Here is an 18,535-nt window from a genome sequence, read left to right as displayed (position 1 = left end):
GTTTAACTGTTAAACAGCAATCTTCAGGCCATCACACTGCCGGTCTGTACGCTAATAGTTTCCTTTTCCTGCTGTTGCTGCTGCTGTTGTTCCAGCAGGTAAGCCTGTTTCGTGACTTTTGCAGTTTTATGGTCGCCGGTATGGCTCCATCCGGGCGGCATTACAATGTATAAGAGCTTATTTTTTATACCCGGGGCTTTTACAAGGTCTTTCCACAAAGCGTAGAACTCACCGAAATACACATCCATGAAATTATTAGGGTTCATTTCCCGGGTAATGCCGTATTCTATTTTCAGGTCTTCTTTTTCAGGCTGATGGGTGTGGAACACTTTATCCCAGATGTTCAGCAGGTTGCAGAAGTTGGTGTCCATATACAGCGGGTTCCGCGCGTGATGCACGCGGTGATGCGAAGGTGTCAGGATGATCCTGTTCAGGAAGCCGAGCCTGGCATTGGGAAGAATGTTCTCGCCAACATGAATGAATGCGCCCCAGAAACCATCAATGAACATGATGAAGAACAGCAGTGGTGGGTTCACACCTGCCAGTATACAAATGCTGGTACGGATGGTATCTGCATAAGGCGCTTCCAGGAAGAAATGCGCATAGCTTACGGAGAGGTTCATGGTTTGCGGCGCGTGGTGCGTGGAGTGCAGGCACCAGAACAGGCGTATCTTATGCCCCAGGTAGTGATACACAAAGTGGGAGAACTCCCATACAATATATCCATAGATCAGCCAGTACCAGGTAAAGCTGGTTTTGAACAGCGCATATTTCTCCAGCAGCCCTATGAAGAAAGCCACTGCGGCAATGGAGAGGAACCTGGAAATAAAGCGGTTGACCACAAAGATCAGGAAGGGCATTTTGTAGTCTTCTATCTTGAATTTTTTGTACACCAGCGCCCGTCCGATCTCAATCAGCAATAAGAAGGGAATCACGGGCGATATAGCCCCGAGTATGCCATTGAAGGTCAGTAGCTGGTGATAATCGCCGGTTTTATACATCTCCAGCAATGCGTTAATGCCTAAAAAGCCGGTTAATTCATTCAGTAAAGTTTCGAAAGGTGCCATAACGGATAACTATTTTTTGCTTTTGCCGCCGAGCCATAACAGGCCGTCAATGATCAGCTGGTCCTGCAGCTCGTTGGCAAATGTGTACGATAATGTCTTATTGGTTTTATGCTCGTAGTCAATATCATTGTGGCCCATATTGAAATACAGCATCTTGTAGCGTTTATTGGTCCAGGCTACCGGGTAGTAGCCGCTATGCCATATTTCATGCTGTTTCGGGCCGGTGCCCAGCGGAAAGCTGGTGCTGTCAATAGACAACAGGATCCGGATGTCCGGGTTGCTGCGCAGGTCATTGCTCCAGCGGTACCATTCATTGGGAGCCGATTTGAATACCGTGGGCAGGTGTTGCGTTACCGGGTGCGCTTTATCTTCTACCCGCAGAAAAGCGGAGGTAGGCCGCCAGGTATTGCTTACATAGGAGCCTGACCCCAGGAAATCATTGTGGTACCAGTCCCAGTTCTGCGGAAAGTCGGACGGCGTAAGGGCAAAGCCGGCAAAATGGAAGCCCATCCAGGCGCCGCCTTTTTCCATATATGCTTTAAATGCTGCCCGCTGAGCCGGTTTTTCCGGGCGGGTATCGAGGAAAAGCACCACCTGGTATCGGGCCAGGAAATCTGCATTCAGGTTGTCCCAGTTATCTGTTGAGTCGTACGTAAAGTGGTATTTTTTAGCCATGGCGGGGAACCAGTGGTTAGCTTCATGCACATAGCTGATGTGCGCCTGGTCGTTTTTTGCTGTATAAAATGCGATCACTTTGAACCGTGGATCTGCATTTTGTGCCGCTGCTACAGTAATGACCAGGCACCATGCTGCGCAAAGCAGGATGGACCTTATACTCGTCCCGTGGAATTTCATGGTATAAAGCTAATTTTTTTTGGCTATTTATTCCTGCCTTTCATCAATTATTACCTTTGCGGCTATGCTATTACACATACTGTACATCATCGCTATAACGGCAGAGGCGATGACAGCCGCCCTCTCCGCCGGCCGCCGTAATATGGACTGGGTGGGGGTTTGCATCATTGCATGGGTAACGGCCCTGGGCGGTGGCACTATCCGCAACATATTGCTGGGCCATTACCCGATGACCTGGGTGGAACATCCTGAGTACTTGCTGATTACCGCGGGCGGCGCTATTTTTGCGGGGCTGATTGCTTCCTTCATGGGCAGGTTGAGAATGTTGTTCTTATACCTGGATGCATTGGGCTTAGTGGTCTTTACTATCATCGGCTGCCAGGTGGCGGAAGAACTGCATCTTTCCTTTATCATAGTGATGCTGAGCGGGATGATCACCGGTTGCGCCGGAGGCGTGCTGCGCGATGTATTGTGCAATGACATTCCCCTGCTGTTCCATAAGGAGATCTATGCCAGCGCCGCCATTGTTACCGGCGCTATCTACCTGGGCATCGAAGCATTGGGAGGAAGCGTACACCTGGCAACGGTGATCGCCGCGGTGGCCGGGCTGGTGCTACGCCTGCTGGCTATACGTTTCGGGTGGCAAATGCCAAAATTTGTTTACCAGGAAGAATGGCACTGAAGCAAGAAAATAAATCAGCTTCAGGAAGCAACATATGACAAATTATTTTATAGTTCTCGAATTCATATCATGAGGCCGTGAAAAGCTTCGTTGACAATAAAATGACGCGTATTTTTGAAAGAAAATCAAGAACTTTAATACACAAAAAAACTGCAGTGAAATATGGCCAGACCCAACGAGTCGTCTAATAAACACGAAAACGAAAAGAAGAAAAGGCAACATAAACAGGAGAAACAGGAAAAGAAGGAAGCCCGCAAGGCAAGCAAAGGCGCGTCATTTGAAGATATGTTGGCTTATGTGGACGAGAACGGAAACATTACTTCAACCCCACCAGACCCCAGTAAAAGAAAAGAGATCAACCTTGAAGACATCCAGCTGGGCGTTCCCAGGCAGGATGCAGCAGCGGCAGCACCGGCAGATGGCCTGCACAGGGGCGTCGTGAAGTTTTTCAACGAATCCAAAGGATACGGGTTTATTATCGATCAGCATACCCAGGAAAGCGTGTTCGTGCATATCCGTCAGCTACAGGAACCCATCAAGGAAAGGGATAAGGTGGTTTTCGAGATAGAGCAGGGACAGAAAGGGCCCAGCGCCGTTAACGTGAAGAAAGGATAGTGTACAGCGGCGTCCCGCTATCTGAGGTAGCACTGCCCGGACATCAGACATACCGGGCAGCGCTCATATTTTACCTAGTTAGTTTTCTTGGGAGGCAGGGCGAAAGCGATGGCTTCATGCTCAAAATGCCCTTTGTGTGAAGCGTCGCAGAACGGTTTGTTCTTGGAAAGCCCGCAGCGGCAGATAGATACCGCCTCTCTTCCCCCTAAATCGTATTTGTTGCCATTCTTGTCAACGATCTCAAAATCGCCTTCTATCTTCAGCGAGCCATTACTGTTTACAGTGATCTTAGTTGTAGCCATTGGTGTTTTTTTAGACGGCCAAAAATAATCAGTTCAAACGGCATTTTGGGAAAATATTCAACACAAAGCGTGCAATGCCTGCAACAGCAACAGCTGTTTGATGCCCCATTCCTTTAATAAGACTGCAGTTTTATCCTCTCACTGGTATAGCCATCAGTACGCTGAACTTTGGCATAAATTTTACGTCTGTTATGATGTAAAAGGGAATGATCACCATAAAACCATGCATATGGAACCAAATTTCAACCCTGAACTGCAGGAAGGAAAGGTGGCAAAAGCCATAGAGAAGCAGACAGCAAAAATACCCTCAGATGTATATCTCTGGGCTGCCCTGGGTGCAATGGGCGTTTCACTGGCATTGCAGCTGACAGGCGCCAGGCACAAGAGCCTGTTCGTAGGTCAATGGGCTGCGCCTTTCCTGCTGCTCGGAATTTACAATAAGCTTGTAAAATTAGAAGGGCACGATTAATGATGTAATTAAAAAGGAACGCCGGAGAGCGTCACACCAGACAATATCATGGCATCATCCCCATGAAACCCAGGTGTGACACTTTCCGGCGTTTCTTTTTTTATTAAAGAGCAGGATCAAATGCCACCCGTATACAGTCATCTGTTTTTTCCTTAAACATCTTGTATCCTTCGGGGCCTTGTTCGAGTGCCCAGCGGTGGGTGAGGAGGAACGACGGATCGGCTTCCCCTTTCAGAATATGATCTAACAGCCGCGGTATGTATTTCTGCGCGTGCATCTGTCCCGTTCTCAGGGTAAGCCCTTTGTTCATAGCAGCGCCCATTGGAAATTTATCCACCAGTCCGCCATACACGCCTACAACAGACACAATGCCCCCTTTTCCGCAGGCCATGATCGCCTGGCGTAGTACAGCAGGCCTGTCTGTCTGGAGACGCAGGGTTTGTTTTACACGGTCGTAATATTGCTCTAAGCCGGTGGTATGTGCTTCCATACCAACAGCGTCTATACAACAATCGGGGCCACGCCCGGCTGTGATTTCTCTGAGCGCTTCCAGCACATTTGTCTTTTCATAGTTGATCACTTCTGCCTGGCCCAGGCTTTTGGCCATGACCAGCCTTTCGGGGATACGATCTATTGCGATCACCCGTGCGGCGCCCAGTAACCAGGCGCTGCGGATAGCCATCTGTCCCACTCCGCCGCAGCCCCATATAGCTACCACCTTTCCGGCTAAGTCGCCGCACATATCCGCCGCCATATAGCCGGTAGGAAAAGCGTCTGAACAGAAAAGCAGCTGCTCATCAGAGATCCCTTCCGGCGCCTTAAATGCTCCTTTATCTGCATAAGGCACCCGGATGTATTCTGCATGGCTGCCTGCATAGCCGCCGAAAGCATGGGAATACCCAAAAACGCCCGCCCCTGAGTAACCAAAGACTGCTTCCGCCATCCAGGCGTGGGGGTTAGAGTTGTCGCATAAAGACCAGGCATTATGCTGGCAATAGTAACATTCGCCGCAACCTATCACGGAACCGACTACCACACGGTCTCCTCTTTGTAAATCCCGTACCTGTGGGCCTGTTTCCACTACTTCGCCGATGAATTCATGCCCGATGATATCGCCTTCATGCATACTGGGCACGTAGCCGCCCAGGAGGTGCAGATCGGAACCACATACAGAAGATAGCGTTACTTTAATGATCGCGTCATGAGGGTTCAGGATGCCCGGATCTTTAACGGTTTCAACCCCCAGGTCATTAATGCCCTTCCAGACCAGTGCTTTCATGTGATCAGGGATTAAGATACATGGCGGTATGTTCTCTGGCAGCCGTTTGGCCTTCAATGGTGGAGGTTTCTCCTGTTTCCAGCATCTGTTTAAAGCGGCGTAGATCCTGGCGCACCTGTATTTCAAACCCCTTCCGGAAGAGTTTGCCGGCTATGTTACCAAGGGCCCCTGCCGGAGCGCGGTAAAAGATGGTGGCATGTACTTCTGTGCCGCGGTCGCCGGGTGCATCTTTGAAAATGACCTCTCCGGTGGTATCTATGTCAGAACCTTCAACAGAACGCCAGGCCAGCACTTCACCCGGTTTGTCCTCTACCACTGCTGCCATCCACTCCACAGTGCCCGCTCCACCTGGCAACCGCATTTTCCAACGTGATTGCAGCTCATTTTCCACAGTCACTTCCACTAAGTGTTTCATAAAAAGCGGCAGATTACTCAATTGCCGCCAGTAATTATACACTTCGTTCCGGGGCCGGTTTACCGTAAGCGCTTCACGGATCAGCAAGGGTTTGGGTTGTTTTTGAGGTTTGGTTTGGCTGATCAGCTCACGAAGAGGGCAATGCCCGCTTGTGCCGCGATAAAGCAGATAACCGCCTGCCAGGCCCTTTACAATAGCCATAAGGGGGCGCCTTCTCAGGTCCTGTACGCCGGAGGTCAGCAGGAAAGCGCCACCGGCAGCAGAAAGGATACGTTCCGTCTTTCCAAGATTGATACGGCTGGAACCGGTGTTTGGGGTTTGCTCAGCATCCATAAGCGTTTTTTTACTTTACCCTCAAAATATGTACCGCTGGTAACAATCCGCTCAACTATTTTAGGGGCATTCCTTACTTTCAGCATGCTAAAATACTTGCTATGAAGCTCCCTTTCCTTAAAAAGAAACATCCCGGTCAGCCCCGAAAAAAATCAATGCTACGGGAATGGTTAGACGCCGGTGTATTTGCCATCATCGCTGCCACCGTGATCCGCACTTTTATCTTCGAAGCGTATTGTATACCCAGCGGTTCCATGGAAAGGACCCTGCTGGTGAACGATTACCTGTTTGTAAGCAAAGTAAGCTACGGGCCGCGTATTCCTATTACTCCGCTGGCCATCCCACTGGTGCATAACAAGATGCCGCTCACTAAAAATACGCCGTCTTACAGCACTGCCGTGCAATGGCCTTACCGCCGCCTGCCCGGCTTCACTTCCATCAAAAGGAACGACATCGTGGTGTTTAACCTGCCGGAAGGTGATACCGTGGCGATAGAAATAGAAGAGAACAGCAACTATTATGACCTGGTAAGGCGTTACGGCAGGCAAAGCGTCTGGGAACAATATCATATCATGGCGCGCCCCATCGATAAACGGGAGAACATCATCAAACGTTGTCTCGCTATCCCGGGTGACACCCTGCAGATAAAGGATGGTATCGTTTATGTCAATAACAGGCAGGCGCCCATACCAACGGAAGGAGAAACGGAATACTGGATACAGACCAGCGGCGAAGAGCTGAACCCCGCCCGCCTGAATGATATGGGCGTGATCGATCCTGCGGTGGGCAGCGACAGCCCCGGCCTTTACCGCTACAATCTTACCACATCTGATGTGGCTGAGCTGCACTCATTTACAGTGGTAAAAGGCATACGGCCGGATTTCAGCGCAGCAGGTACAGGCGATCCAGCCGTGTTTCCGCATGATACGGCTTACCATCACTGGAACCAGGATAATTTCGGTCCTTTATATATTCCGCATAAGGGACAAACGGTAAAGCTGGACCGCAGTACGATTGAATTGTACCGCCGCATCATTGCCGTATATGAAGCCAATAAGCTGGAAGAAAAGAATGGCCGTTATTATATCAACGACCAGGCGGCCGACATTTATACCTTTAAAATGGATTATTACTGGATGATGGGAGATAACCGTCATAACTCGCTGGACTCCCGCTATTGGGGATTTGTGCCGGAAGATCATGTGGTAGGGCAGGCATGGATCACCTGGTTGAGCTATGGTAAAGAAGGGCTGCGATGGAACCGCTTCTTTAAAAAGATACGTTAAGGATAAAAACCGCGTTGCAGTAACAACGCGGTTTTTTCTTTTTATTTTCTATTGCTGCTGAAAGAGTCCCTGAACATTTTCCATCCCTTCGCAGTCTTTTTCCAGAGCACGAGGTATTTGCCTTCATCCATCAGTTTGCCTTCCGCATCTCTCGATTCATACAAGCCATACTCCGTAACATATTCCCCGCATCCATAAATATCTATGATCGTAAACTTACCGCCCCGCAGGCCGAAACCGTAATAAGCTTCGCGGAAGAACTTTGCCGCTGCATCAGGACCACATACGGCAGGACTGTTGGGTGGCATAATGCAAACATCCGGTGCATAGCGGTCAATAAATATAGCCGAATCCCCTTTTTCAAAAGACGAGAAGTAAATATTATTGCTGGCGATGATAGCTGCCCTGGCTTCTTCCAGGTTGTTTGTTTGCGCTTTCCCTTGTTCGCATATCACAGTGAGCAATAACAGCATCAATGGCAGGATCGTGTGTTTCATATGCTTTGTTTAAATGAATGATGCAACAAAGTAACGACGCCTTACGCTGGATAAATTGAACAAATGCGAACAGGTATCAATTATTCTGCAAATTCCCAGGCGCTTTGATAAGCGTTCCTGTCGGCAGTATAGGCAATAAAGTCTTCGTAAAAGGGAAGCTGTGATAGAGTGCCGCTGTCGCCTATCACCACCAGCTTTTTCCTGGCCCGGGTCATGGCTACGTTCATGCGGCGGATGTCTGAAAGGAAACCGATCTTCCCCTCCGTATTGCTTCTGGCCATGCTGATGTATACAATGTCACGTTCCTGTCCCTGGAAGCTGTCTATCGTATTGACCGAGATCTTATGCCTGTACGGCTGTAATGCAGTGGAGTGGGGCAAGAGCTCCTGTAATATCTGTACCTGCTGCCGGTAAGGAGAGATGATGGCAATGCTGGGAAAATTGTCCGGCTGGTAATGTGTGCTTAAATCCGCTACCAGCTGCCGCAGATGTCTAAAGAGAAAAGACGCTTCTTCCGGGTTGGTAATGCTGGTACCTTCTGCTTTTTCATCAAAGCCGCAGCCGGCGGTATCCACAAATGAGATGGGTGTATCATTGGCAAAGAGCAGGTGCTGCGCTACAGAAGCATGGGCTTTTAAGCGGTTCTCGTAGAACACGGCGGAAGAGTAGCCCATGATCATTTCGTGCATGCGGTACTGTTCTTCCAGTAAGGTAACTGCTTCGGGATGCAGGGTTACGCATTTTTCCAGCAGGGTGGTGCTCAATCCCTTTTGTGCCGCTTCGTTGGATTTAATGGTAGGCGGCAGCTGGAAATGATCGCCCGCCAGCACTACTTTCTGCGCTTTCAGGATCGGGATCCAGCAGGCAGGCTCCAATGCCTGTCCGGCTTCATCAATCACTACTGTCTTATATTTCAGCTGCCTCACCATATAGTTGTTGGCGCCTACAAGGGTGGCAGTGATCACCTGTGCTTTATTCAGCAGGTCTTCGATAATATATTGTTCCGTATTTTCTACCTGCTTCATGATATTGCGGGCCTCGTCAAACAGGGCTTTACGCTGGTCTCTTTCGGCTTTGCCGAAATTGCGTTTGTATTTATGCGCCATATCCCTGAATTCGCTGGCCTGCTTTTTCAGCCGCTTGATATCCTTCATACTGTTGTGCTCCGCCATTTTGCTGTCCAGCGTGAGCGACAGCAGGCGGTCAGACACGCGCGCGGGATTGCCTACACGCAGCACATTCAGGCCCTGGTCGGATAATTTCTCGCTGAGCAGATCTACCGCGGTATTGCTGGGCGCCACCACCAGTACCCGTTGCCGTTCCTGCTGCATGATAGCTTTTATGGCCTGTACCAGGGTAGTGGTCTTACCGGTGCCGGGAGGGCCGTGTACAACCGCCACTTCATTGGCGGCCAGGATCCTGTTAACGGCGGCCTGCTGTGAGGCGTTCAGGGATGGAATACTTACCGGGGAAAGATCATCCCGGAAGGTGGCCGGCTTATCACCGGTCAGAATCCTGATAATGCGGTCATCCTCGTTCTTTTCGTAGCGTATTTCCGCCTGTTTAAGGGCGTTCTGCATCTCGTCATAACTGTTATCATCAAAAAGCAGATCTACCCCTAATTTGCCGTCGCGCGACCATTCCGGCAGCTCATCTGTACGCAGGGCGATCTTCATGCGGTTGCCACTCTGGAAAGAGATGGTGCCTTCTATATTGTTCTGCCTGGGATCATGGTTAGAAAAGAGAACGGCAGATACGCCTGTACGGAACTGGTGGGGCAGGTCCTGGTGGGTGGTACGTTCTACCTCTACGGTCAGATAATCGCCGCGGCCCAGTTCAGTGTCCCTGATGGCGATGGGATACCAGCTAAGCCCGTTTTCCCTGCGGGTGGTAATGGAGGAGGATTGGGTAAGTTGCAGATAAGATTGCCGGTCTTCTTCGCGCTCGATCTTTAACAGATCAAGCTGCTTTTTGAAATAATCCATCCGGCAAAGATAGCTGTTCATAAAAAATATTTGCGTAACCGATAGGTTTCTTATAAATTGCAACCGATCAGTTACAGATATGCTATAAATGTTAAATATCCAGGCAGATGAAAAACGAACCGCTGGTACTTGAACGCACTTTCAATGCGCCTATTGACAAGGTATGGAAGGCCATTACAGACAAAGACAATATGAAGCAATGGTATTTTGACCTGGCGGAATTCAGGGCCGAAGTGGGATTTGAATTCCAGTTCACCGCCGGAACAGCAGACAAACCCTACCTGCACCTGTGTAAGGTCACAGAAGTGGTGGAGGGCAGAAAGCTTACCTACAGCTGGCGTTATGATGGGTATGCAGGTAATTCCTTCGTCACCTTTGAGCTGTTTCCCGAAGGCGATAAAACAAGGCTGAAACTTACGCATGCAGGCCTGGAAACCTTCCCGGCAGAGAACCCGGATCTGAGAAGGGAAAACTTCGAGGCCGGCTGGACCCAGATCATTGGTACCCACCTGAAAGATTACCTGGAAGGAGCTGCCGCCTGATTGTTATCCACCTAAACCATGTATATATGAAAATATCACTTGTTAGTATTCCCGTGAATAATCCACTGGAAGCATTTAAGTTCTATACAGAAACACTGGGCTTTGTAAAAAAGCAATATATCCCCGAACATTACCTCGCCATCGTAGCCTCTCCCGAAGAGCCGGATGGCACCAATCTCCTGCTGGAGCCGAATAGTCATCCCGTGAGTAAGGCTTTCCAGGAAGGCGTATACAACCTGGGCCTGCCCCTTATCATATTCGGGGTAGACGATGTGCAAAAAGAATATGAAAGGCTGAAAGATCTGGGAGTGGTTTTCAAACAGGCCCCCACCAAAACCCAGTGGGGCACACAGGCCATCCTGGAGGATACCTGTGGCAATTATGTACAGATCCACCAGATGCCATAAGGTATGCTAACTATTTAAAAAAATAGTACACCGGCCATTCCCCTGAGTAAACCTTTATGGGTAAATTTCCGTAAACGAGCCTGATATGTTAAAACGGAAGCTTTACCACTTGTTACTTTTAATGGGATTGCTGGCAGGCAATATTGCCTTTGCACAACACATGCCCCTCGGTATCTTTGAGGGGCATGATGATATAGGCAAGGGCGTAAAGCCCGGCTCAGCAGCCTATCATCCTCAAAAGCAGGAATATGTTATCTCCGGCGCCGGCTATAATATCTGGTTTGACCATGACGAATTCCAGTTTGTATGGAAACGGATCAAGGGAGATTTCACCGTTTATACCCGCGCCGCCTTTGTAGGGAAGGGAGTGGAAGCGCACCGTAAGGTAGGATGGATGGCCCGTAAAAGCCTGGACAGCAGCTCGCCGCATGTGAATGCAGTAGTGCATGGCGATGGCCTTACCTCTCTGCAGTTTAGAAGAACGCAATCTGCCCAGACAGAGGAGATCAAGTCTTCCATTACCCATGCGGATGTGATCCAGCTGCAAAGGAAGGGCAATACCTATATCATGCGGGTGGCCAGATCCGGGCAGCCTTTTGTAACTACGGAGGTCACTGATATTGACCTGGGCGATGAAGTGTATGTAGGCCTGTTTGTAGGCTCGCATAACCGGGACGTGGTGGAAACGGGTGTGTTCAACGATGTACGCATATCTGTTCCATAAGTGATGTTATTTTAACAAAAACGCGGGGGAGTATGGATACAGCAAGGATAGAGCAAGGATACAGCAAGGATAGCGCAAGGCAAGAGCTGTTAAAATACCACCTGTAATCTCTATTTTTGCACCGGAGAGACTACATTGAAAGAACCTATCAACTATACCGTGATCAATGATGAAGAGGAGCGGGACCTGCTTGCCGAAGCAGCAGCCGGTAACTGGGACGCTTTTACCCGCCTCTATGAGCTATTCAGTCCCCTGATCCTGCACTATCTGCAGGTCTATCTTCCCGAAAAGCAGGACGTTGAAGAAATTGGACAGGAGGTATTCCTGAAGGTCTGGAAGCGCCGGGAAACGCTTATTACCGTCCGTTCCTTTAAGAACTATGTTTTTATTATGGCGCGCAACGCCCTCAACGACTTTTTACGCGCCCGCCAGTCGCGCCTTACGCAGCAGGCTGGCTATGAAAGGGATTATGTACAGCCACGCAACTACAGCTCTGACGACAAATTACTGACCGATCAGTACGAAGCCATTGCCCGCGCCGCGCTGGCCGCGCTTCCTGAGAAGCAGCAGATCATTTTCCGCCTGCGCATCCGGGAAGAAAAGACCATCCAGGAGATCGCTGATGAAATGGGCATGTCACTGGGCGGTGTGCACAAATCCCTGCAACAGGCCATTACTACGCTTAAAGATCACTTGGGCAGGCATGGCGTAAGTTTTACACTGTTGCTGCTGCTTATTTTCCTCGACGCATAACCATTCAGCCAGCACCGGAAAATTTTTTTAGGTAACCGGTGAAAATTTTGAACCGGCCACCGTCTTTACAACTATAAGCCATGAACCTAAGCGAAGCAATACAGCACCTGGAAGCGCTGGCAGCGGGTATGCCAGTGGAAGAAGCGCAAACAGCGGCTTTCCGCCACTGGGTGTTCCAGGATGCCACCAAGGGGGAACTGGAACTGCTGGCTGAAGCGCACGCATCGCTGCTGATGTCAGCCGAAGGAGAACTGGCATACGATAGAACAATAGCCCATAATATATTGAACAACCTGCAAGCCTTCCGCGATTCAGAAGCGGAAGGTTTCATAGGACAGGAAACGCCAGTGGTGCCCATGCGTTCCCGGCGCAATTACTGGTGGGGAGCAGCTGCCGTATTATTTCTGATACTGGGAGCGGGCACCATCTGGTTTATGCGCCAGGAAAAAAGCTCACCGGCGCCCATAGCGGCAGCACCGCCTTTACAGCCCGGCGGCAATAAAGCCGTGCTTACACTGGCCAATGGCCGCCAGATACAGCTGGACCAGGCAGCAACAGGCCAGTTGACCACAGCCGGCGGTGTACAGGTAGTAAAGCTGGATAGCGGCCTGATAGCCTACCAGGGCAATGGTACTTTGGTGGAGTATAATCAGCTGTCCACACCAAGGGGCGGACAATTCAGGATCACCTTGCCGGATGGGACAGGGGTCTGGTTAAACTCGGTTTCTTCTCTTCGCTTCCCCAATGCCTTTACAGGCAGCAGCAGGGAAGTGGAGCTCACAGGGGAGGCCTATTTTGAAGTGGCGCAGCAGGCCACTCAGCCTTTTATTGTAAAAGCAGGAGCGGTGAAAGTACAGGTGCTGGGCACTTCCTTTAATTTGATGGCTTACAACGATGAAGACGCTATCCGCACCACGGTATTAACAGGGGGCGTGAAAGTACAGGCGGCGAGTGCGGAAACCACACTGGGACCAGGTACACAGGCCAGCTTATACACTAAGCACACTGCCTTTAAAATCAGCCGGCCCAACATGGAAGAGGTGATCGCCTGGAAGAACGGGAAGTTTTACTTCGGGAAGACCAATATCCGCACCATTATGCGCCAGCTGACACGCTGGTACGATATGCAGGTGATCTACCAGGGAAATGTAGACAGTATCTACTTTGAAGGCGTGCTGTCGAGAAAAGGCGCTGCCGGCGAACTGCTGGACGCCATTGCGGCCACCGGAGAAGTACACTTTAAGATATCAGGGAGCACTATAACAGTTATTCCTGGCAAGGAATAGGGACAAACAATTGAATAGCAAGAGCAAACTAGGATAGGAGATCAACCAGAATCATTAGGACAACCAAAAGTATCACTCTAACAGCAATCTATGTAGAGAAGCGTCACAACCAACCGCTGATCCCGAAACAGATAGCGGGTCCTGACGGCAATCAGGGCCCGCTGAAGCGGGATCACTTATAAATGCCTGAAACATTTTCCGTAAATCCCTAAATGTACAAACGTATGAACTGGATTGTACCTGGTAAAGGTATGCGAAATCTTTCGCTTATTAAATGCATGCTGATTATGAAATTGATCATGGTCTGTATCCTCGTCGCCTCGCTGCATGTGAGCGCTGAAAGTTTCGGCCAGCGGGTAACAATGGATGTAAAGAATGCCCCCATTACACAGGTGTTCAGAATGCTCAGCGTTCAGACCGGGCACGAATTCCTGCTAAGCCCAACCGTGGCCGAACATGCCGCGCCGGTTACCCTGCAGGTGAAAGATATGCAGGTAGACGCACTCCTGGAAAAGCTCACCAGCGAACGTGGATTGCATTACGAGATCAAAAATAATATCATCATTATTACGCGGGACGAAACAACACCTGTAGCAACGCCGCCTGCACAGCAGCCAGACCCCCAGATCGTGCTGAAGGGGCGGGTAACAGATATGTCCGGTGAGCCTCTGCCAGGCGCCACCGTGATGATCAAAGGTACCCGCAGAGGTACGCAAACAGATATCAACGGATACTTTGAGCTGAAATCAGATCAACGCGATAATGCATTAGTGATCACCTACACCGGCTTTGGTGTAGTGACGGTGAAGGCCATACCAGACAGGATGATGACCATCCCACTCAGCCCCTCCACCAGTGATCTGGACCAGGTACAGGTTATAGGATACGGCCGTACCAGTAAACGTTTCAATACAGGAGATGTGGCTACCGTAAGGGCCGAGGAGATCCAGCGCAACCCGGTGAGCAATGTGCTGTCTGCCTTACAGGGCCGGGTGCCCGGACTGATCATCACACAGAACAGCGGCATGCCGGGTTCGAGTTTTAATGTAAATATCAGGGGCAGGAATAGCCTGAATGGCAATGAGCCACTGTACATTATAGACGGGGTGCCTTATCCCTCCGGTACGCTGTTCCTGCTGAACCAGACCTTGCGCGGAGGCAGCTACCTGGATTATTTCAACCCCGCTGATATTGAGAGCATAGATGTATTGAAAGATGCAGACGCCACCTCTATTTATGGTTCCAGGGGCGCTAACGGCGTAATACTGATCACTACCAAAAAAGGAAAACCCGGCAGAACAAGGGTGGATGTTAATATGTACTCCGGCTTTTCTTCTGCAGCTACCGCGCCTAAATTGCTGAACCTGCAGCAATACCTGGAGATGCGGCATGAAGCAAAGCAGAATGATCACCTGCCCATACTGCCAACGGACTATGATCTGAATGGCACATGGGATACCACCCGCTCTACCGACTGGCAAAAAGTTTTCCTGAAAAAGAAAGCCTATATAAACGATGCCCAGGTAAGCATCTCCGGTGGTGCAGGCAATACCACCTTCCTGATAGGAGGCGGTTATCACCGTCAAACTTCGGTGATGCTGGGCGATGGCGCTGATCGTCGCGCCAGTATGCACTTCAGCACCACTACAGAAACTAATAATAAGAAAGTGGCCGTGCAGCTGTCAGGCAGCTATACCTATAACTTTAATAACATCCGTGCAGTAGATCTTTCTTCTACCAGCCTGCTGCTGCCCCCCAACGCGCCGCCGATGTACAACCCCGATGGCTCTTTGAACTATTATGAGTTTGGTACCAACACCAATCCGCTGACAGAGCTGGAAAAGCGATATAAAAAAAGAGGGCATAACCTGGTGGCCAATGCGTTTATCAGCTATCGTCCTTTTAAGGGACTGGAGCTGAAAACAACGCTGGGATATAATAACTCAGACATCAACGAGTTCCTGGGAACACCGCTCAGTTATTATTATCCTAAGCAGCTGGTCAATCCCAATAATGTCAGCAAAAGCAGTTTCAGCCAGTTTGATAATGACACCTGGACGGTGGAACCACAGGCCCTCTACACTATTGCTATTGGTAAAGGCGTATTGGATGCGTTGGCTGGCGCCACTTTCAACAGCACAAGGTCTAACAGCCAGATGATCAACGCCACTGGTTTCAGCGATGATGCCCTGCTGGAGAACCCGGCTGCTGCCAATACTACGAGTATCAGCAGCTTCACTCAATCAGTATATCATTATAACGCTGCTTTTGGCCGTATAAAATATACGCATAACAATAAATACCTGCTCACGCTCACCGGCCGTTATGATGGTTCCAGCAGGTTCGGGCCAGGCAGGCAGTTCCATTTCTTTGGCTCTGCAGGCGCGGGCTGGATCTTTACAGAAGAAGCATTTATCAAGAACAATGTATCCTTCCTGAGCTTTGGTAAATTAAGAGGCAGCTATGGTACTACCGGCAGCGATCAGATCGGAGACTATAGCTTTTACGACCTGTATTCATCTATTGGTTCCTACCAGAACATACAGGGCCTTGCGGCCAGGCGGCTTTACAATCCTGACCTGCACTGGGAGCTGAATAAGAAACTGGAAGGCGGTATTGAGCTGGGGTTCTTAAAAGACAGGATCTTCCTGGAAGCGAACTATTACGTGAACCGTGGTTCTGATCAGCTGCTGAGCTATACGCTGTCCAGCGTAACGGGCTTCACAGGTATTAATCGTAACTCACCGGCTACTATCCAGAATACAGGTTTGGAAATCACCTTAAGGGCTACCAGTATCCGTACAAAGGATTTTACCTGGACCACCACTTTCAATATCGCCGCCAACCGTAACAAGCTGCTGGAATATCCAGGCTTGTCGGAATCTTCAGACGACAGCAGGTTTGTGCTTAATAAACCTGTAGATATTATAAAGGTGTTCAACTACGCAGGTGTAGATCCGCAAACAGGCGTATATACTTTTTATGACAGCAAAGGCAGTATTGTAACATCGCCCAATGCAACAACAGACAGAACATCCATCATCAATCTTACGCCGAAATATTTTGGCGGATTGAATAACTCTTTCCAGTACAAAGGTTTTTCACTGGATGTGCTGTTCAGTTTTATGGACAGGATGGGATACAATGCTTTTGCTCAGCAGCAGATCCTCCCGCCGGGATTTATGCTTAATATGACAACAGATGTATTGTCGCGCTGGCGTCAGCCCGGTGATATCACCGATACCCGCAGCTATACCACCAGCCTGCTGGCCTTCTTTGCACAAGGCAATGCACGTAACAGCACACGCGCCTATACAAACGCCAGGTATGCCCGCCTGCAGAACCTTTCTTTTGGATACCAGGTGCCGCAGCCGGTATTGTCTAAATGGCGTATATCCGGTCTGCGCATCTACCTGCAGGGACAGAACCTCTTTACGGTCTCCAGTTACAAAAACACAGATCCCGAGAACCTGAACTCGGCGAGCCTGCCTCCTTTACGTCAGTACACCGCCGGTTTCCAGGTCACTTTGTAAAAAGTATGCAACATGAAAAAGAGAAAGACATCTATCAATACTCCGTTCCATTATCTTTTAGTCATCAGTGTGCTGCTGATAACAGGCTTTACTGCCTGCAAGAGCTTTGTCCAGGTGGATCCGTCTGTATCCGGCATTACCGGCGCTACTGCCTATGCAACTGATAAATCAGCTGCTGCCGTGGTCACCGGTATCTATGCAGGCTTAATGTCAGGCAATACTGCCTTTGCTGCAGGAGCCAATGGTGTGCCTTACCTGATGGGGTTATATGCGGATGAGCTGCAGAACTATGCCGCCACCAATGTAACGCGTCAGCAGTTCTACCAGAATAACCTGCAGAACACGGCTGCCGTTGGCCCTCTCTGGAACAGCATCTACGATATATTGTACGATTGCAATGCCGCTGTAGAAGGCATAAGTAAATCGGGCACACTCACTACATCCACAAAAGACAGGTTACTGGGAGAAGCGAAGTTCATGCGCGCCTTTTTGTTGTTTTATGCCACCAATCTTTTTGGTGACATACCCATGCCACTGACCACTGACTACGTCATCAATAACGCTATCACGCGGAGCCCGCAGGCAAAAGTGTACGAACAGATCATCGCCGATCTGCAGGAAGCCCAAACATTATTGGGCAACGACTACATGACAGGAGATGGCAACCTTACGGAAGATAAAGCACGTCCGAATAAACAGGCTGCCATTGCATTATTAGCCAGGGTATATCTTTACCTGCAGAACTGGCAACAGGCGGAAACGCTTGCGGGCTCACTGATAGCGGACGGCCGTTATCAACTGGAAACAGACCTGCTGAAAGTTTTTTTAGCCAATAACAAAGAAGCTATCTGGCAAATGGGCTTCACGGCTTCTACCGGTTATGCCAATAGTGATATAGATAATTATACCCTCACACCTGCATCCGGGCCTGATGCATTCCGGACCGTTACCTTATCGTCTTACCTGGTAAAGGCATTTGAGCCGGGCGACCAGCGCCTCAGTGTATGGGTGGGCAGGAATGATGTAGCGGCTACGCAAATATCGCCCGCAGGCACTTACTATTACTCGCGGAAGTACAGGGATAAAACATCGGGCGCAGAATACCTGGCTGTGTTCCGCCTGTCAGAGCAATTACTGATCAGGGCTGAAGCCCGCGCACAACAGGGCAATCTCACTGCTGCACAAACGGATCTGAATGCTGTAAGAACAAGGGCAGGACTGCCTGCTACCACCACAACCACAAAAGAAGCATTGCTAAACGCCATCCTGCATGAACGCCAGGTAGAGTTCTTCCTGGAATGGGGCCACCGCTGGTTTGACTTGAAAAGAACCGGGAAGGCCAATGAGGTCATGAGCATAGTAACGCCGCAAAAAGGAGGCATATGGAATGCTAACTGGTTACTGTTGCCTGTGCCACAAACAGAGTTGCTCGCCAACGGCAACCTGTCGCAGAACCCGGGATATCCGCGCTAGGCGCATTGATCCCTGTACCTGTTCTGTAAACA

General features: G+C 49.8%; 18 protein-coding genes. 11 read left to right on the top strand and 7 right to left on the bottom strand.

The genetic code is table 11. The features are described 5' to 3' along the window. Positions 1-23: 23 nt before the first annotated feature. Both ACR9Y8_RS08415 and ACR9Y8_RS08410 read right to left on the bottom strand, forming a co-directional pair. On the bottom strand, positions 24-1,067 hold the full coding sequence (locus ACR9Y8_RS08415) for a sterol desaturase family protein (protein ID WP_481212804.1): 1,044 nt from the start codon (positions 1,065-1,067) through the stop codon (positions 24-26). Between the two features lie 9 nt (positions 1,068-1,076). Continuing rightward, a complete protein-coding gene (locus ACR9Y8_RS08410) occupies positions 1,077-1,922 on the bottom strand; it encodes a ThuA domain-containing protein (protein WP_481212803.1) in 846 nt (281 codons plus the stop codon). Between the two features lie 64 nt (positions 1,923-1,986). Between ACR9Y8_RS08410 and ACR9Y8_RS08405 the strand changes: the two genes are divergently transcribed. Both ACR9Y8_RS08405 and ACR9Y8_RS08400 read left to right on the top strand, forming a co-directional pair. Continuing rightward, the gene (locus tag ACR9Y8_RS08405; protein WP_481212802.1) at positions 1,987-2,604 is read left to right on the top strand and encodes a trimeric intracellular cation channel family protein; all 618 of its coding nucleotides are present in this window, start codon (positions 1,987-1,989) and stop codon (positions 2,602-2,604) included. 162 nt (positions 2,605-2,766) lie between these two features. Next, a complete protein-coding gene (locus ACR9Y8_RS08400; protein WP_481212801.1) occupies positions 2,767-3,219 on the top strand; it encodes a cold shock domain-containing protein in 453 nt (150 codons plus the stop codon). 74 nt (positions 3,220-3,293) lie between these two features. On the opposite strand, the gene ACR9Y8_RS08395 is transcribed toward ACR9Y8_RS08400, so the two are convergent. Continuing rightward, the gene (locus tag ACR9Y8_RS08395) at positions 3,294-3,521 is read right to left on the bottom strand and encodes a CDGSH iron-sulfur domain-containing protein (RefSeq protein ID WP_481212800.1); all 228 of its coding nucleotides are present in this window, start codon (positions 3,519-3,521) and stop codon (positions 3,294-3,296) included. Positions 3,522-3,750: 229 nt separating this feature from the next. On the opposite strand from ACR9Y8_RS08395, the gene ACR9Y8_RS08390 reads away from it, so the two are divergent. After that, a complete protein-coding gene (locus ACR9Y8_RS08390) occupies positions 3,751-3,990 on the top strand; it encodes a hypothetical protein (RefSeq protein ID WP_481212799.1) in 240 nt (79 codons plus the stop codon). Positions 3,991-4,093: 103 nt separating this feature from the next. Here the strand turns inward: ACR9Y8_RS08390 and ACR9Y8_RS08385 are convergent, their stop codons facing one another. Further along, positions 4,094-5,269: a zinc-dependent alcohol dehydrogenase gene (locus tag ACR9Y8_RS08385; RefSeq protein ID WP_481212798.1), complete on the bottom strand. Its 1,176-nt coding sequence runs from the start codon at positions 5,267-5,269 to the stop codon at positions 4,094-4,096. 4 nt (positions 5,270-5,273) lie between these two features. After that, the gene (locus tag ACR9Y8_RS08380; RefSeq protein WP_481212797.1) at positions 5,274-6,017 is read right to left on the bottom strand and encodes an SRPBCC family protein; all 744 of its coding nucleotides are present in this window, start codon (positions 6,015-6,017) and stop codon (positions 5,274-5,276) included. A 101-nt stretch (positions 6,018-6,118) separates the two neighbouring features. On the opposite strand from ACR9Y8_RS08380, the gene lepB reads away from it, so the two are divergent. Next, entirely contained in the window at positions 6,119-7,303 is a 1,185-nt protein-coding gene (lepB, locus tag ACR9Y8_RS08375; RefSeq protein WP_481212796.1) for a signal peptidase I, read from the top strand. A gap of 41 nt (positions 7,304-7,344) precedes the next feature. Here lepB and ACR9Y8_RS08370 read toward each other — a convergent pair whose 3' ends face one another. Then, positions 7,345-7,800, bottom strand: coding sequence for a YybH family protein (locus ACR9Y8_RS08370; RefSeq protein WP_481212795.1), 456 nt, complete (start codon positions 7,798-7,800; stop codon positions 7,345-7,347). Positions 7,801-7,880: 80 nt separating this feature from the next. Further along, on the bottom strand, positions 7,881-9,806 hold the full coding sequence (locus ACR9Y8_RS08365; protein ID WP_481212794.1) for an AAA domain-containing protein: 1,926 nt from the start codon (positions 9,804-9,806) through the stop codon (positions 7,881-7,883). An 86-nt stretch (positions 9,807-9,892) separates the two neighbouring features. On the opposite strand from ACR9Y8_RS08365, the gene ACR9Y8_RS08360 reads away from it, so the two are divergent. From ACR9Y8_RS08360 to ACR9Y8_RS08330, 7 genes are all read left to right on the top strand, one after another. Then, positions 9,893-10,327, top strand: coding sequence for an SRPBCC family protein (locus tag ACR9Y8_RS08360; protein ID WP_481212793.1), 435 nt, complete (start codon positions 9,893-9,895; stop codon positions 10,325-10,327). Positions 10,328-10,353: 26 nt separating this feature from the next. Then, a complete protein-coding gene (locus ACR9Y8_RS08355; protein WP_481212792.1) occupies positions 10,354-10,734 on the top strand; it encodes a VOC family protein in 381 nt (126 codons plus the stop codon). 85 nt (positions 10,735-10,819) lie between these two features. After that, positions 10,820-11,458 (top strand): hypothetical protein, encoded by a 639-nt coding sequence (locus ACR9Y8_RS08350; RefSeq protein WP_481212791.1) that lies wholly within the window; start codon positions 10,820-10,822, stop codon positions 11,456-11,458. Positions 11,459-11,593: 135 nt separating this feature from the next. Further along, a complete protein-coding gene (locus tag ACR9Y8_RS08345) occupies positions 11,594-12,211 on the top strand; it encodes an RNA polymerase sigma factor (RefSeq protein WP_481212790.1) in 618 nt (205 codons plus the stop codon). Positions 12,212-12,291: 80 nt separating this feature from the next. Continuing rightward, positions 12,292-13,497: a FecR family protein gene (locus tag ACR9Y8_RS08340; RefSeq protein ID WP_481212789.1), complete on the top strand. Its 1,206-nt coding sequence runs from the start codon at positions 12,292-12,294 to the stop codon at positions 13,495-13,497. Between the two features lie 287 nt (positions 13,498-13,784). After that, positions 13,785-17,030, top strand: a complete 3,246-nt coding sequence (locus ACR9Y8_RS08335; RefSeq protein ID WP_481212788.1) for a SusC/RagA family TonB-linked outer membrane protein — start codon at positions 13,785-13,787, stop codon at positions 17,028-17,030. 12 nt (positions 17,031-17,042) lie between these two features. Then, positions 17,043-18,503: a RagB/SusD family nutrient uptake outer membrane protein gene (locus ACR9Y8_RS08330; RefSeq protein WP_481212787.1), complete on the top strand. Its 1,461-nt coding sequence runs from the start codon at positions 17,043-17,045 to the stop codon at positions 18,501-18,503. The last annotated feature ends 32 nt before the right edge of the window (positions 18,504-18,535 follow it).

Source organism: Chitinophaga sp. SVR4-12A (assembly GCF_056754765.1).
This window is presented reverse-complemented; position numbering and strand designations above follow the sequence as displayed.